At 65.3% G+C, this 15,712-nt stretch carries 11 protein-coding genes; 6 read left to right on the top strand and 5 right to left on the bottom strand.

Annotated features, from left to right (window positions below; translation table 11 throughout):
• Window positions 1-168: 168 nt before the first annotated feature.
• The 4 genes from AB6A65_RS05290 to gmd all read right to left on the bottom strand — a co-directional run bounded on the left by AB6A65_RS05290 (window position 169) and on the right by gmd (window position 6,100).
• Window positions 169-1,584 carry a mannose-1-phosphate guanylyltransferase/mannose-6-phosphate isomerase gene (locus tag AB6A65_RS05290; RefSeq protein ID WP_371037320.1) on the bottom strand — a complete coding sequence of 472 codons (1,416 nt, stop codon included), beginning with the start codon at window positions 1,582-1,584 and terminating at the stop codon, window positions 169-171.
• Window positions 1,581-2,522, bottom strand: a complete 942-nt coding sequence (locus AB6A65_RS05285; RefSeq protein ID WP_371037319.1) for a sulfotransferase family 2 domain-containing protein — start codon at window positions 2,520-2,522, stop codon at window positions 1,581-1,583. The genes AB6A65_RS05290 and AB6A65_RS05285 overlap by 4 nt, the downstream gene beginning before the upstream one ends.
• A 115-nt stretch (window positions 2,523-2,637) precedes the next feature.
• The gene (locus AB6A65_RS05280) at window positions 2,638-4,044 is read right to left on the bottom strand and encodes a glycosyltransferase family 4 protein (protein ID WP_371037318.1); all 1,407 of its coding nucleotides are present in this window, start codon (window positions 4,042-4,044) and stop codon (window positions 2,638-2,640) included.
• A gap of 1,042 nt (window positions 4,045-5,086) precedes the next feature.
• Window positions 5,087-6,100, bottom strand: a complete 1,014-nt coding sequence (gene gmd, locus AB6A65_RS05275; protein WP_371037317.1) for a GDP-mannose 4,6-dehydratase — start codon at window positions 6,098-6,100, stop codon at window positions 5,087-5,089.
• Window positions 6,101-6,450: 350 nt separating this feature from the next.
• On the opposite strand from gmd, the gene AB6A65_RS05270 reads away from it, so the two are divergent.
• Window positions 6,451-6,771, top strand: coding sequence for a hypothetical protein (locus AB6A65_RS05270; protein ID WP_371037316.1), 321 nt, complete (start codon window positions 6,451-6,453; stop codon window positions 6,769-6,771).
• Window positions 6,772-6,789: 18 nt separating this feature from the next.
• On the opposite strand, the gene AB6A65_RS05265 is transcribed toward AB6A65_RS05270, so the two are convergent.
• The gene (locus tag AB6A65_RS05265) at window positions 6,790-7,458 is read right to left on the bottom strand and encodes a LuxR C-terminal-related transcriptional regulator (protein ID WP_371037315.1); all 669 of its coding nucleotides are present in this window, start codon (window positions 7,456-7,458) and stop codon (window positions 6,790-6,792) included.
• An 852-nt stretch (window positions 7,459-8,310) separates the two neighbouring features.
• Here AB6A65_RS05265 and AB6A65_RS05260 point away from each other — a divergent pair.
• From AB6A65_RS05260 to AB6A65_RS05240, 5 genes are all read left to right on the top strand, one after another.
• The gene (locus AB6A65_RS05260; RefSeq protein WP_371037314.1) at window positions 8,311-9,006 is read left to right on the top strand and encodes a LuxR C-terminal-related transcriptional regulator; all 696 of its coding nucleotides are present in this window, start codon (window positions 8,311-8,313) and stop codon (window positions 9,004-9,006) included.
• On the top strand, window positions 9,006-9,689 hold the full coding sequence (locus AB6A65_RS05255; protein WP_371037313.1) for a hypothetical protein: 684 nt from the start codon (window positions 9,006-9,008) through the stop codon (window positions 9,687-9,689). The genes AB6A65_RS05260 and AB6A65_RS05255 overlap by 1 nt, the downstream gene beginning before the upstream one ends.
• A gap of 112 nt (window positions 9,690-9,801) precedes the next feature.
• On the top strand, window positions 9,802-12,225 hold the full coding sequence (locus AB6A65_RS05250; RefSeq protein ID WP_371037312.1) for a calcium-binding protein: 2,424 nt from the start codon (window positions 9,802-9,804) through the stop codon (window positions 12,223-12,225).
• Window positions 12,226-12,404: 179 nt separating this feature from the next.
• On the top strand, window positions 12,405-14,165 hold the full coding sequence (locus AB6A65_RS05245; protein ID WP_371037311.1) for a type I secretion system permease/ATPase: 1,761 nt from the start codon (window positions 12,405-12,407) through the stop codon (window positions 14,163-14,165).
• Window positions 14,162-15,634, top strand: coding sequence for an HlyD family type I secretion periplasmic adaptor subunit (locus AB6A65_RS05240; protein ID WP_371037310.1), 1,473 nt, complete (start codon window positions 14,162-14,164; stop codon window positions 15,632-15,634). The genes AB6A65_RS05245 and AB6A65_RS05240 overlap by 4 nt, the downstream gene beginning before the upstream one ends.
• Window positions 15,635-15,712: the final 78 nt, after the last annotated feature.

Raw genomic sequence — 15,712 nt, 5'->3', positions numbered from 1 at the left:
CCGGCGCCCGAACCCTTTCGGCCTTTTCGCGGGCATCGCCTGCCGCAGGTCCGTGTTCCCGGACCGGAGATGACGACACCGCCCGCTTCATGCGAAGACCGTCCCGCGCCCGAGGGCGTGGCTCGGGTCTGCGCGCCGACACGCCAACGCCGGCCCGCGGCCGACTCTCTACTTTCGCGCGTAGGCGTCCTCGTAGCGGACGATATCGTCCTCGCCGAGATAGCTTCCGGTCTGCACCTCGATGAGCACCATCGGCACCTTGCCGGGATTTTCCATCCTGTGCACGGCCCCGAGCGGCACATAGACGGACTGGTTCTCGCCAAGCAGCCGCTCCTCGCCGTTCACGGTGACCCTGGCGGTGCCCTGCACCACGATCCAGTGTTCGGAGCGGTGCACGTGGCTCTGCAGCGATAGCGTTGCGCCGGGGTTCACGTGGATGCGCTTCACCTGGAAGCGGTCGCCGCGCACCAGCGTCTCGAACCAGCCCCAGGGGCGGTAGTCCACGGGCAGCTGCACGGCCTGCGCCGCGCCGCGCGCCTTGAGCCGGCCCACGGCCGCCTTCACGTCCTGCACGCGGGACATGTCGGCCACCATCACCGCGTCGCGCATGGCCACGGCCACCACGTCGCGCAGGCCGATGCCCACCACCTCGATGTCGGCGCTCTCGGAGCGCAGGAGCGTGTTCTCGCAGTCGAGCGCGGTGGCCGGCCCGGAGAGCGCGTTGCCGGACCCGTCCCGCCCGCTTTCCTGCCAGACCGACTCCCAGCTTCCCAGATCGCTCCAGTGCCCGTCGAAGCGCACGACGCTCATGTTCGCGGCCTTCTCCATCACCGCGTAGTCGATGGACTGCTCGGGCACGCCGGCCCAGAGCGCGGCGTCGATGCGGGTGAAGCCGAGGTCGCGCTCGGCCGCGTCGAGGGCGGGCTCCACGGCGGCGAGGATCTCGGAGGCATGGGCGCGGAACCCCTCGATGAGGGCGTCGGCGCGGGCGAGGAAGACGCCGGCGTTCCAGAGATGCCGCCCGTCCGCCAAGAGACCCGCGGCGGTGGCGGCGTCGGGCTTTTCCACGAAGCGGGCGAGGGCGGCGACGCCCGGATGGGTCTCCTCGGCGCCGATCTCCAGCCAGCCATAGCCCGTCTCGGGCCGGGTGGGGGCGATGCCGAAGGTGACGATCCGCCCCGCCTCGGCCGCCGGCAGGCCGCGCGCCACCGCCGCGCGGAACGCCTCCGGATCGGCCACGGCGTGGTCGGAGGGAACGAGCAGGATCACGGCCTCCGGATCGGCGCGATGGGCGATGAGCGCGGCGGCGGCGGCGGCGGGGGCGGTGTTGCGCCCCTCGGGCTCGATCACCACGGCGGCCGGCGCGACGCCCACCTCGGCGAGCTGCTCGCCCACGATGAAGCGGAAGGGCTCGCCGGTGATCACCACCGGATCGCCGAAACCCGCGCCCGTGAAGCGCCGGGCGGAGGCCTGGAAGAGGCTTTCCTCGCCCAGGATGTCGGCGAACTGCTTGGGATAGCTCTTGCGCGAGAGCGGCCAGAGCCGCGTCCCGGACCCGCCGCAGAGGAGGATGGGAGTGATCATGGGGTGGAACCTCCCGATGTCCGAGCGCACAGCGAATAATCCTCTGCAAAGAACTCTCGGACAAGGCCTTGCAGGTGATCATCCCAAAAGGAGGCTTTGCCAATGGCCGGTAGCGCCTCAATCTCCGTCGGCAGTAGATCCATCGCTCCCGGATGGGCATCGCCGTGACCACTGGCAGTCGTGTTTTCAGATCGACGTGGCAACTTTTTGCCGGTGCGTCGCTCTAAATCCGAGACTAACGCGTTGATCTCGTCCATCATGTAAAGATAGTCCCAGGAGATACCCGTGAGATAAAGTTTTTGCGGCTTCCAGTGCGGATCGAGTGTGCCGGGGTCTTGAGACGTGATAAATTCGATGAACGCCCGGAACGTGATGCCTCGCCGGTAGTCTGGCTCAGGTAAACCTTCGCTTAGCTGGACAGGCTTCACGACCGACCGTGTGTGCTGGATGTGAGCCGGGTTTTCGCGGTTCTTGATGAATTTATCCGTGTAGGCGCTTAATAATCGGTCTTCCGGGTGGCGGAGGACTGCAAAGCGGAAATACTGTGGATCTCTGATGAGAGATTCAATCTCTTCACGGGGATAATCGCTTAGCTGCAGTCCGGTGTTTGTGCGGTCTGTAAGTCGATGGATATCCGGAAGCAGGAAATCTTGGAACTCAACACTGGAGATACGGGCTATCTGACGCTTGAGAAAGGTGCATGCGTTCTTACCAATTGGGCAATAGATGACCCGCGCATCTTTGCTTAAGAAGACTTGGGCGATCGGCCAGCCATGGGCAAATTTTTTGGACCGGGGAGATGCCTTGAACTCCGCGGAACCCAGGAGTGTTTCGACAAGCTCGCCATAGTTTTGGAATTTTGGAGGCTGATCTTTGCGGGCGCCTCGTCCAAGAAAGTAGCGGTAAGCGCGATCAACTATCTCAGTTGGAACCGTCATTTATCAACCTTCGCGTGGAGGCTTGAGCGATACGTGCAGTTTGCGCGAAAAAGGTCCGGAAAAATATAGACAATGATTCAGACAAGTTTTCGCCTTTTGGGATCGTGGCCATGGGTCAATCGCTTCCCAAAATCTCCCGCAGCCGCGCGCCGTAGCGTTGGGCGACGGCCTCGGCGGAGAAGGTCTCGCGCACGTTGCGGAAGGCGGCCTCGGCTTTTTGTTCGCGCGCGGCGGGGTCGTCACGCAGAGCGCGGAGCTTGGCGGCGGCGTCGGCGATGTCGGGCTCGGCCCATTTCTGGCCCGGGCGCACGAAGATGTAGTCGTCGGGCGCCAGCGTCACCTCCTCGTGGTCCACGAGCCAGGCGGTCTCTTCCGAGCAGAACTCCATGTTCCCCGAATAGCCCGTGCAGAGCACGGGCACCTTCAGGTTCATCGCCTCGATCATGCCGAAGCCCCAGCCCTCGGAGCGGTGGAGCGAGACATAGGCGTCCGAGCCCGCCTTGAGCTCGAGAAGCTGGTCGTAGGGGAGGGTCTCGTTCATCAGCAGGATCCGCGGATCCTCGGCCAGGATCGCGTCCACCCGCTTCCAGATCCGAGCCTCGTTTGGAAAATATGCCATGAAGTCGCGGTTCTGCGTCTTGACGATCAGCCGCACGTCCGGGTCGTCGGGGAAGGCGCGGCGGAAGGCCTCCAACACGCCCACCGGGTTCTTGCGCTGCACGAAGGAGAAGCTGTCGAAGGTCACGAGGACGACGAACTCGTCGCCGCGGAAGCGGAAGCGGCGGTCGATGAAGCGGCGCGCCGCCGCCCGGTCGATCTCGCCCAGCTCCTCGTAGCACATGCGGACGTTGCGAACGGGCTTCTCGGTCTCGGGCTGGTAGATCGAGACGCCGTACTCGGTGGAGACCCAGATCTCGTCCAGCAGATCGAGCGCGAGGTAGTGGCAGAGCGCCGGGCTGTCGAGCTCCCAGAAGAAGTAGCCGATGTTGTAGGCGCCCGAGAACACGTCCGGCCCGTAGGCGTAGACGAGCGGGATCGATTCGGCGTTGAGGTGGCTGAGGTTCCCCCGGGCCGGGCGGTAATCGGCGACCGCGCTCGCCGAGGAGAAGCCCTCGGGCGCGGGGGTGTCGAGGCCGAAATCCACGCAGTTGAGCGAGAGGCCGGTGTGCTCGAGGATGCGGGCGGAGAGCCGGGTGGCCTGGCCGAGCCCGGAGGCCTTGGCGAAGGGGCCGATCACCTGCACGTCCACCGGCTCGCCCTTCGGCCGGGGCAGCGCGGCGGCGTGCAGCCGGTCGCCCGCCTCGGTGCGGGTGAGAAAGCTGTGGCTGGGCAGGTCGTAGCCCTGCAGCCGGAGCACGGCCGCGTAGCGTTCGGCATCGAGCGGGGCCTCGGGCTCGGGCATGCCGAGGGTCACGCAGAACTCGTGCAAGAGCGAGGGCGCGCCGTCGCGGGGCGCGAGCAGGGCGCTGAGCGAGCGGTGCGGGATGTAGCGAAGGATATGTGGTTCTTCAACGGCGCTCACGAGAAGGGCAAGCGTGAAAGCTGTTCGCTCTGTTTCCAGACTCATATCAAAACAGTGATAAATCTCTTTATCACGATGCAGCCGGTCCATGAAGGCTGATACCGGAACTACTTGGTCTTTGCGTGTAACATGCACTGACCGAAGAATGTTGGCTAGACGGTCTGTAACAAGACAATCTTCCACTTTCATAGCGGGCGCAACTTGGCACGCCCACCAATAGATGAGCTCCAAATAACCGTCGTCAGTGGAGGGATGCGCAGCTTGTAGAAGCTTTGGGTCGTTCGAAACCGCCCACCACATTGCGCGTGTAAGTGTGCGCCGCTGTCCGCCCATGACAATTGGCGCATTGAGGTATTCAATCTCCGCTTTCCCAAGCGGAACTCGCTGTGGCGCACGCGCTGCGCCATAGCTGCGAATATACCAATCCAGGTAGTGATCGCGGTCCGGAGGGGAAAATTCGGTATCGTATTCTTTCTCTACTCTGTGGCGGTACTTGCAAAACGTTAGATATGCTGACAGTGAATTGTCGGACGTCTTTGGAATGTTCTTTGGTGGTCGGCAAAGCGTGTTTCTGAAAGTGAGTTTCAAAGGCTCCGGCTCGCTCATGCCTTTATGAAGTCCGTAAAGAATTGTTTCCAACAGATAGAGCGGATCTGCCAGCCAACCGCGCATCCGTTCTTCCTGAACTTCGGTTAGCACCAGACGAAGCGCGTCTTCGCCCGGAAACTCGTAGCGGCCGATCACGGCCTCCGATCCGACCGGGCGGATCTCGAGCGTTTCTCCCCGATTGCCGAGCGTTCGCCGCATGCGCTCGGTGATCGCGAAGGCGAATCCCGACTTTCCGTCGCCCATGCCGGCCTTCTCGACGTCGGCCCGGTACAGATCGGCCACGGTGGTGGCGAGCGGGCGGTCGCCCGCGTATAGCCCGACGCGCAGGCCACCCTCGCGCGTGTCGGCGCGCACGACCCAGCCGTTCAGCCTGTCGCCGGCGAGCCCGTCCACATGGCCTTCGAACGGGACGCCCGCGAGGCCCCTGTCGTCCTCAGCCCAGGGCATCGTAGTCCGCCTTCGCCATCATCTCCGCGAGCTCCCGGATGCCCACCCGCGGCGTCCAGCCGAGCTTTTCCCGCGCCTTGCTCGCGTCGCCGATCAGCAGGTCCACCTCCGCCGGGCGGAAGAACTTCTCGCTGACCTCGACGATGCGCGCGCCGGTCTTGCGGTCCGTGGCTGTCTCCTGGACGCCCGTGCCCTGCCAGTCGAGGTCCCCCCCCAGCGCCTCGGCCGCGTAGGTCACGAAATCCCGGATCTTCGTGGTCGCCCCGGTGGCGAGCACGTAATCGTCGGCCGCGTCCTGCTGGAGCATGCGCCACATGCCTTCGACGTAGTCGCCGGCGAAGCCCCAGTCGCGCTGCGCCTCGAGATTGCCGAGGACGACCGGGCCCTTCCCGCCCCGCGCGATCGTGGCAAGGCCCCGGGTGATCTTGCGGGTCACGAATTCCAGTCCGCGCAGGGGGCTTTCGTGATTGAAGAGGATGCCGCTCGAGGCGTGCATCCCGAAGGATTCGCGGTAATTCACGGTGATGTAGTGGCCGTAGACCTTGGCCACGCCATAGGGCGAGCGCGGATGGAACCGCGTCGTCTCGCTTTGCGGCACCTCCTGAACGAGCCCGAACATCTCCGAGGCCGAGGCCTGGTAGAAGCGCGTCTCCGGCTGCATCGTCCGCAGCGTGTCCAGGACACGAACGACGCCCATGGCATTCGTGTCGGAGGAATAGATCGGCAGATCCCAGGATGCTCCCACGAAGCTCTGGGCGGCGAGATTGTAGAATTCGTCCACCGGGACGTCGCGGATCGTGCGATAGATGTTGTTCATCTCCGCGAGATCGAACTCGTGAAGCGTGAGGTCGCCAAGAATGCCGAGCTGTTCGAGGCGTTGGGTTTCGGGGTGCGAGATCCGGCGCACGCCGCCATGCACCCTGTATCCCTTTTCCAGCAGCAGCCGGGCCAGATACGCTCCGTCCTGACCGGTGATCCCTGTGATGAAAGCGGTTTTCACCCCGTCATGCCCCCTGCTTCGCCGTGTGTGGCCGACATTGGCACCTCCCGTTGGGAACACAACCCCAAGGCGGCATTCGTCCCGATGTCGATAGGGTAGACTGCGCCACATGACACCTGCAATCCCGCTTGTCGGGTGTCGCGGCCGAATTCGACCCGGACCCGTCGCCCCGGTCGCCGGTGGCCCTCGCGGACGATTCGAGAATTTCCGGGTTCAGCCGGTCGAGTTCGTTCCCGATGATACGTGGCGGCCGGTGCCATGCCGCTTTTCCGGACCGTGGCCATTGCGCGTTTACATGCGTTCGAGCGTGGACTACCGTCATGAAGTCCGGGTTTTATCGGAGGGACGACATGGCGGTTTTTCTGCTCTCCTACGATCTCAGGAACGAGGCCGGCCATGAGTATTACCACGCGTTCTGGGCCGAACTCTCAAGGCTCGGCGCCCACCGCGTGCTGGAAGGCGCCTGCATGGTGAACCTGAATACCGAGAATCCGCGCCAGGTCGTCGAAACTCTGAAAAAGCTGACCGACGATTCAGACCGCGTCGTGGCGGTGCGTATGGAGCCGGGAAATTACTGGTATCTCAACGCCTATCCGAAAACCAACGACTGGCTGTCGCGCAACGCCCCGGCTGCGATGGTTCCCCCGGCGCAAACGCCCCTCGACTCCTGATCTTTTTCGCTCGCAGGCTCAGCAGGGGCTGTCCTTGAGATGCTCGGACGCCCACATCGCGGCCTGCGTGCGATTGCGCGCGCCGATCTTTCGATAGCAGGTCCGCAGATGCACCTTGACCGTGGATTCGCAGATCCCGAGGTCCTTGGCGATATCCTTGTTCGATACCCCACCCGTGAGTTTCCGCAGGATCGCGAGTTCGCGTACGGACAGCCGCAGCGTGGCCGGTGCCATCCTGTTTTCGAGATCGGGCACCGGAGGACCGTCCGCCATGCCGGGCCGTTCCCGGAGCGGGGAGGAAGCAGCAGCGGCAGGATGCATCCCGCGGCTGACGCTGAAGCCTGCTCGGACTACCGAGACCGCGCCCAGCAGGGCTTCCGATGTGCAATCGTTCGTCAGCATCGCGCTTAACATGTTCGCAAGGCGGGAGGCGGTATCATCAGGAAGCGGTTCGCATGTGACCAGGATGAGCCGGTGTTGCGGGGCGCGGGTGGTGTGGGCGTGCAAGTCTTCGATAAGAGCGTCGCCCGGCTGGTTGTCGTGCACCACCACTGTCGCATCGGCCCTGTCATCGGCAAACTCGGTCAGGCTCTCGCGAATCTCTATCGGCCCGAGGCCGGCCTGCTCGAGACAGCCGCGTAGCAAGCTCGCGACGAGTTTTTCCCTGCAAACGACGTAAACCTTCATGCGGACACGTCCCGATCTAACCTGGGCTGTGCGCCGGGGTGGCCGTCGCTCCGAAGCGTGGCCGGCCGGCGCGGGGCCTGGCGAAAAAGTAAATACAGAAACCTGTATTCAATATGGCGGTAGATCGTCCTTTCACGATAGATTCTTCGAACGTTCTGGAGAATCTCAATTCCGCGCCAAGCCGAGCTGTTGTCGCGGCAGTTCTCGGTTAATGAATTGTAAACAGGTGCAATCTTCCCTATTTTTCGATGCTGTTGGGCCGTGCTGACGCGTCCTTTCGCGCTGAAACACTGTGTTTCCGTTACGGAAAGTGCGCGAAAAGATAGTGCCAGGCAAGTGGATTCAGTTTAAGGTTGTGTCGTGTGGTGACCGCGCTGACCTTTAGGGGTAAGCCTTCGCCATCTCCCGTCGCGAACTTCCGCTGACGCAAGACTTCCCTACGAAAGTGTTAATACTCTTGCGCGTCCTCTAGCGCGGGCCGTCTCGTGTTAACCTTACCTCACGTAACGGTACGACCGGGGGGAAGATCGTATGTGGTTGTCTGAGTTCCCTGCCGTTCAGGCGGGTCTTTACCATTATTCCAAGGTGTTCAGGCGAGGGATTTCCGCACTTTCCGGCACAGCATTCGCAAGGCTCGACGTCAGGGGCGGCGTCTGCATCAGTTCCGACGAGCAATTCGCCGATGTATCGCGCCCCCGCGCGCCATGCCTCGTGGAACGTTCGGACATCTCGCCGGGTACCGTCGTGGACGTCGCGCGCGTCCGGCCCTCGCGTTTGCGGGGCTGGTTTCACGGTGCCGACGTTGCTGACGCGGCATGGGCCGCTTACGAAATCCGATTCGCGTCGGGAGGCGTGGATGCCATCGCGCTGCGGCTCGAGGGCGGCGCCCACGACCCTCATTGCGACGGCATCATCGCGGCGATCTGGCCAATGCTCCGCGAGGACTGCCTCGAGGAATTGTCGGGCCGGAAGGAGGCCGCGGCCGCCGATGCCCTGCTCTGGATGATTTCGAAGAGGATTCAGGCCGGCGTGCTCGTGCTGGACGAGCGCGGGCGGGTCGTCCGCGCCAACGCCGCGGGCGCAGAGATCCTGCGCGAGGGGCGGCTTCTGCGCGAGGCGGCCGACGGGCTGCACTGCCCGACGCCGAACGAGACCCGCGCGCTGCGCCATGCCTTGAAGGAGTGTCTGACACAAGGCGCGGACACCGAGATGATCCTGTTCCTCGAGCGTGACGGGGACTGTGGCCGGCTGCCGGTCTCGTTGTCGAGCTACCCCGGCGAGGATCTCGTCGTGGCGCTCATTGCCCGGGAGCCCGACCCGAAGCGTGTCGAGATGATCGCGCAGAAGATGGGGCTGACCCCTGTCGAGGCCCGGGTCGCCGCGCTCATGCAGCTCGGCATCCCGAACCGGCAGGCGGCTTACATCGCCGGGGTCAAGGAGCAGACGTTCAATACATATGCCAAGCGCGTTCTGGCGAAGCTCAACATGAGCAGCCGGGCCGAGATGGCCCACATGCTCACATGGCAGGCCGGGATGGGGAGAGCCTGATGACCACGTATTCGCAAAAGACATACGAGGCGGCGTCCGAAGCCCGCGGCCCGTCCGGTCAGGGCGTGGTCCGACCCGCCGAGGGGGCTGGCGCCTCGACGGGCCCGCCGGCGCCGCTCGCGCCGGGGCAGCCCAACCCCGCCGGGCAGGCCGGGGCCGACGCGGCGCAGGCCGAAACGGCCCGCCTGACCAGGGCGGATGCGGAACTGCTCTATCGCGCGCTCGTGTCCGACAGCAACGCGCCGCTGGCGCGGCGCGGCGATCTGGTCGAATTGCACAACCGCTTCGTGAAGCTCTTCGAGACGCTGAACGAGGGGCTGGGCGAGGCGCAGGCCCGCAAGGCGGCGGACGATCGCGCGGCGATCACCGAACGCCTCGAGGTGATGGAAGACGCGGTCAACCGCATGGAAGGCGCGCTGAGGATCGAGTTCGAACCGGTGCTGCGGGCCGCGTTGCGCGATGTGGTCGCCGAACAGAACCGGCCGAAACGACGCCCGGTGCGCGCCACGCTTCGCGTCGCGGTCCTGCTCGGCTTGGGGGTGGCGCTGGGCGCCGCCCTGCACCAGCCGATCCGCGACGGGGCGCAGGCGGCGGCCGTCGCCGCGACGCCGGTTCAAGGCAAAATTATGGCGATTTTGTCCCCAAATGGGGGCAGTTCCGAAACGGCCTCCGAGCTTGAGTAAAGCACAGGCGGAGATCGCCTTGTCGGCCTGCCGGACGTGATCGGCGGGCCATGCGAACCCGGGACGAGTGGGCCGCTGTGGCTGGCTGTCCTGTTTGATTTGGAGGAAGACAATGCCCGAGATCAGCTTCAACGAGCCGTGGGAGGTCTGTGACCCGACCTGCGACATCGTTTACCAGGACCATGATCGCGACGCCCCGAACTTCAACGACGGTATCTGGGAAGCGTCCGACAACGGCGGCAACGTCATCGACCTGAACGACCACCAGGCGGCCGACAACGCCCGCGGCCGTCACGGCGACGACGCGCTTTACGGCAACGAGAACGGCAACCGGCTTCAGGGCGACGAGGGCCACGACTACATCGAGGGCCGCCTCGGCCGCGACATCATCACCGGCGACGAGGGCAACGACTGGCTCTTCGGCGGCGACGGTACGAACACCACGCAGGATGGCGACGACTGCATCGATGGCGGCACCGGCTGCGACTACATCGACGGCGAGAACGGCAACGACCTGCTGCTCGGCGGCACCAATGTCGACGTGATGTTCGGTTCGGCCGGCAACGACACCATGTTCGGCGACGACGGCGACGGTGACGACACCGACGGCGATCTCGGCGACTACATGGATGGCGGCTCCGGCGACGACTGCATGGACGGCGAAGGCGGCGGCGACTGCATGTATGGCCGCAGCGGCGACGACACCATGTACGGCCGCACCGGCAACGACAAGATGTCCGGCGGCACGGGCAACGACCGCATGGCCGGCGGCCTCGGCGACGACCTCGTGCTCGGCAACGCGGGCAACGACGAGATGTTCGGCGATGTCCGCCAGGGCAACGGCGACGACCTCGACTTCGGCTCCGACACCTGGCTCGGCAATCTCGAGCCGGCACCCGGCGGCAACGACGTCATGGCCGGCGGCTCTGGCGACGACATCATGGACGGCGGCGCAGGTCGCGACTGGATGGTCGGCGAAAGCGGCGAGGACCTGATGTTCGGTGGCCGCGGCAGCGACATGATGGACGGCGGCGCGGACCGTGACGTTCTTCAGGGCGATGCGGGCGTCGACCGGATCCGCGGCGGGTCCGACAACGACGTCATCGAGGGCGGCGCGCAGGGCGACATCCTGTTCGGCGACTTCGCGAGCGTCAGCGGTCGGGACCTCAGCGACGTGCCGGACAACATCGATCTGGGCCGGATCAACTTCGGCTGGCACGCACGCCACAGCGACATGGCGTCCGAGCTCAATGGCACCAACTACTTCGGCGGCGAGCATTTCGGCTCTCTCGAGCTCGAGTGCCCGACCCTCATGTACGAGGAGGATGACGGCGAAGCCGGCAACGACAACATCCGCGGCGGTGGCGGTCACGACCTGATCTTCGGCGAGGATGGCAACGACGAGCTTTACGGCGACAGCGGCAACGACCTGCTCGTCGGCGGTAACGGCAAGGACTTGCTCGTCGGTAACTGGGGCAACGACGTGCTCCTCGGCAACGATGGCATGGACCGCCTCTTCGGCCGTCAGGACGACGACCTCATGTTCGGCGGCAACGACCGCGACATGATGAAGGGCGGATCCGGCCGTGACACCATGTTCGGCCAGGAAGGCAACGACGTCATGCACGGCGACTCGGGCTGCGACTTCATGTCGGGCGGCACCGGTCGCGACTACATGTATGGCGGCGAAGACGACGACGTCATGCAGGGCAACGCCGACAGCGACGTCATGTGGGGCGACTCCGGCGAAGACTACATGGAGGGCAACCAGGGCTTCGACGAGATGTATGGCGGAACCGGCAACGACGTCATGCTCGGCGGGACCGGGAACGACTCGATGTCCGGTAACGAGGGTATCGACCTCCTTTACGGCGAAGAGGGCAGGGATGACCTCTACGGCAACGAGGGCGCAGACTTCCTTGACGGCGGGGCCGACGACGACAACCTCTACGGCGGTCAGGGCAACGACTACCTCAAGGGTGGCGAAGGCCAGGACAACCTCTGGGGCGGTGCCGGCAAGGACGTCTTCATCATCGACCTCCAGTGGGACGGCGTCGCCTTCTCGTCGGACGATGGCGAGACGCCGGGCGACACGATCCACGACTTCAACATCGACGAGGATCAGGACGTCCTGCTCTACCGCGTGACGAACGTGGGCGACGGTCTCGGCACGAGCGCGCAGCAGGCCTTCGAGGCGCTGAACGGCAACGCGTCGAACATCGACGTTCCGAACGGGCTGGCGCAGGTCAGCGACGACGGCACGGACGTGACCATCGAGATCAACGGCTCGTTGGTGACGATCAAGGGTCTCGGCCTCGAGAACCTGGCGTCGAACTTCACGTCGCTCGGCCAGGACGCGATCCCGATCGGCGGCACCGGCATCAACGCCGTGTCGTCGGGCGATCCGGGCTATTACGAGGCCATCAAGGTCGTCACCAGCGACATGGGCTTCGACGACAGCCACGGCTACTTCGACACCAACGAGTGCTGGTCCGGCTTCAGCATGCCGACCGACGACGGCATGAACGTCTCGTGACGGCTTAAAGAACGAGGGGATCCGGGTTCGCCGCGTGCCGGCGGCGGGCTCGGGTCCCTTCCAGTCCTGGCTTGAGACGCGGAAATGGTCCCCCGGCCACCAAACGACTTGGGCCAGGGCGCCGCTTTTGGGGGAGCATGGCCAGCTTTGAAATCCATGTGTCCGGGGGGACATGAGACATGAAAGCCAAGCGCGTATTTGACGGCCAGCGCGGTCTGATCGGGGCGATCTTCGTCGCGAGCGCCTTCGTCAACATACTGATCCTCACGGCGCCCATCTACATGCTGCAACTGTTTTCCCGGGTCCTGTCCTCGGGAAGCATTCCAACCCTGATCGCCCTCACAATCGGAGCGGCGATCGCGATTTTCTTCTATTTCCTCTTCGACGCGCTCCGGCAACGCCTGGTGGTGCGGCTCGGTACGCGGCTCGAGGCGAAGGTCGGGCCCCAGATCCTGACCGCGCTGATGAACCGGGACATCCCCGACGAAGAGCGCCACGCCCAGCCGGTTCGCGACCTGCAGGAATTGCGGGGCTTCGTGAACAGCCCCGTGCTGATCGCGCTTCTCGATGCGCCGTGGTCCGTGCTCTTCGTGGCGCTGATCTTCGCGTTCCACCCGCTGCTCGGCATCGTGGCGCTGACCGGCCTCCTCATCCTGTTCGTTCTCGGCGGGCTCAACGAGTATTTCGGGCGCGAGCCCAACGCGGCGGCCAACGAGGCGCAGGTCGAGGCGAACCGGTCTGCCGAGGAGATGCTGCACAACGCCGAGGTCGTCCACGCGATGGGCGGGTCGCGCAAGATGGTCGAGCGCTGGACGATCAAGTCCTTCGCCGCGATCGTCTTTTCCACGCTTGCCGCCGACCGCGTGGCGGTGATCGGTTCGCTCGCCAAGATGGTGCGCATGGGCCTTCAGATCGCCGTGCTGGGCACGGGCGTGGTGCTGGTGCTGCAGGGCCAGCTTTCGCCGGGCCTGATGATCGCCGCGTCCATCCTGCTGGGCCGCGCGGCCTCTCCGGTGGAGCAGTCGATCTCGGGCTGGACGGCGCTGCAACGCGCCCGCGGTGCCAAGCAGCGCCTGAACGAGATCCTTGCGCACATGCAGGAGGTCGAACAGCGGATGGAGCTGCCCGAGCCCGAGGGGCGGCTCTCCGTCGAGGACGCCACCGTGGTGCTGCCCGGCCTTCAGGACCCGGTGCTGTTCGGTGTGAGCTTCGATCTTGAACCGGGTCAATCCCTGGGCCTCATCGGACCCTCGGGCGCCGGAAAGACGACGCTGGTGCGCGCGCTCGTCGGGCTTCAGCCCCTCAACCGTGGATATGTCCGGTTCGACGATGCCGCGCTGACCGACTGGCCGGCGGAACAGCTGGGCCGGCACGTCGGCTTCCTGCCGCAGCGCGTCGAGCTTTTCGACGGCACGGTGGCCGAGAACATCGCGCTGATGGATCCCGAGGCGCGCCCCTCGGACGTGGTGGCCGCCGCCAAGCTCGCCCAGGTGCACGATCTCATCCTGAAGCTTCCCGGGGGCTACAACTACCAGGTGGGTCCGCGTGGCGGCCATCTGTCCGCCGGACAGCGCCAGCGCATCGGCCTCGCCCGGGCCTTCTTCGGCGAGCGAAAGCTGATCGTGCTGGACGAGCCCAACGCGAACCTCGACCCCGAGGGCGAGGCAGCGCTTGCAGGCGCCATCGCCGCCGCCACGGACCGTGGCGCGATCGTCGTGGTGGTGACGCACCGCATGGACCTGCTGCGCGAGGTGAGCCACGCCGCGGTGATGCGCGCGGGCCGTATCGAGAAGATCGGCGAGGCGAGGGGGATCCTCGAACTAGAAAGCTCGCTGGCGGGACGGCCCGCGGCGAGCGAGGACAAGAAGGTGACGTTCCTGCGCAACCGCGGCGACGCCGCGGGACAGGGCGGCGCACAGGCCATGGGAGATCCGGCATGAAGACGCCAGTTCCGCTGGAAGCCCGGGACGCCGTGGAGCGTGCGGGCTTCGCCGACCGCATGCCCGACGTGAAGCTGCCGAAAGCACCCCCGACCGGCGTGCGCAAGCTGGTGATCTGGCTGCTCGTTCTGGGTATCGGGGTGTTCGGCGGGCTGGGCTCTTGGGCCGCCATTGCCCCGATGAAGAGCGCGATCGTGGCCACGGGTGCGTTCCGCGTGGTGGGCGACCGGCTTGCGGTGCAGCACTACGAGGGAGGCATCGTCCGCGAGATCGCGGTGAAGGAGGGTGAACTGGTGGAGGAGGGTGCGGTCATCGTACGCCTCGACGAGACCCGGGCCAACGCGCAGATATCGATCCTGAGCAGCCAGCTCGCCAGCGCGCTCGCGCGCGAGGCGCGGCTCGCCGCGGAGCAGCGCGAGGCCGACAGCATCGAGGTGCCCGAGGAACTCGCCGCGCTCGTCGCGGAAGACCCGGATCTTGCGCATCTTCTCGAGGCGCAGCGCGACGTATTCGACTCCAACCGGGACATGATCGACGGACAGGTGACGATCCTGCGCGGCCGAATAGAGCAGTTGCTCGAAGATCTCGAAGGTAACGAGGCGCGCCGCACGTCGCTCGATGACCAGCTCGCGCTCGTTCGCGACGAGATCGAGGGCCTTCAGCCGCTTTACGAGCAGGGTCTCGTGACGAAGTCGCGGCTGGTGAGCCGCCAGCAGGACGAGGCGGCGATCCTGGGCGATTTGGGGACGGTCAGCAGCGACCGCAACATGACCCTGCAGCAGGTGACCGAGATGCAGGAGCGCATCCTCCAGATCCGCCGAAACCGGCTTCTGGAGATCAACGACCAGCGCCAGGAGGTGCAGGCGGACATCCTCGATCTGCGCCAGCGGCTGGCGGCCACGCGCGAGGTGCGCGAGCGCCTGACCATTCGCGCGCCGCGCACCGGCCGGGTGGTCAACCTTGCGATCAACACGATCGGCGGGGTGGTGGACCCGAGCCAGAAAATCCTGGAGATCGTTCCGTCGAACGCCGACTTCGTCGTGGAGACAAAGGTGAGGCCCGGCGACATCGACGACGTGACGCCGGGGGGCGCGGCGCGGGTGCGCCTGACGGCCTACAGCTTCCGCTCGCCGCCCCCGGTGCCGGGCGAGGTCGTCCACGTGTCCGCTGACAGCCTGATCGACCGGGCCACCGGAGAGCCCTATTTCCAGGTCGACGTGAAGGTCTCCCCGGATGCGCTGGCCGAGCTTCCGCATATCCAGACCCTTCCGGGGATGCCTGCCGAGGTGATGATCGAGACCGGCGAGCAGACGCTGGCCGACTACATCCTGAACCCTGTCATGGGTGGCATGGAAAAGGCGCTCATCGAGAAGGAGTGCGTCCGCGACCCCGGGGCCCGCCGGGCTGGGAGTCGCGCGGGCGCTCGGGGGCTCTTGGCGCGTGCCCTCACGGGAGACGCCGGGGCGTGACTGCGTAAAATCTTAAAAGTATTAACTAATATCAAATACTTGACCTCCTGCCACCCGGTTTGGGGCTCGTTCGCTCTG

Origin of the sequence: Rhodosalinus sp. FB01, assembly GCF_041365715.1 — a bacterium.
In the GTDB taxonomy this organism is placed as follows: Bacteria; Pseudomonadota; Alphaproteobacteria; order Rhodobacterales; family Rhodobacteraceae; genus Rhodosalinus.
The sequence above is the reverse complement of the archived record's forward strand: the minus strand, read 5'-3'. Positions and strand labels throughout refer to the sequence as shown.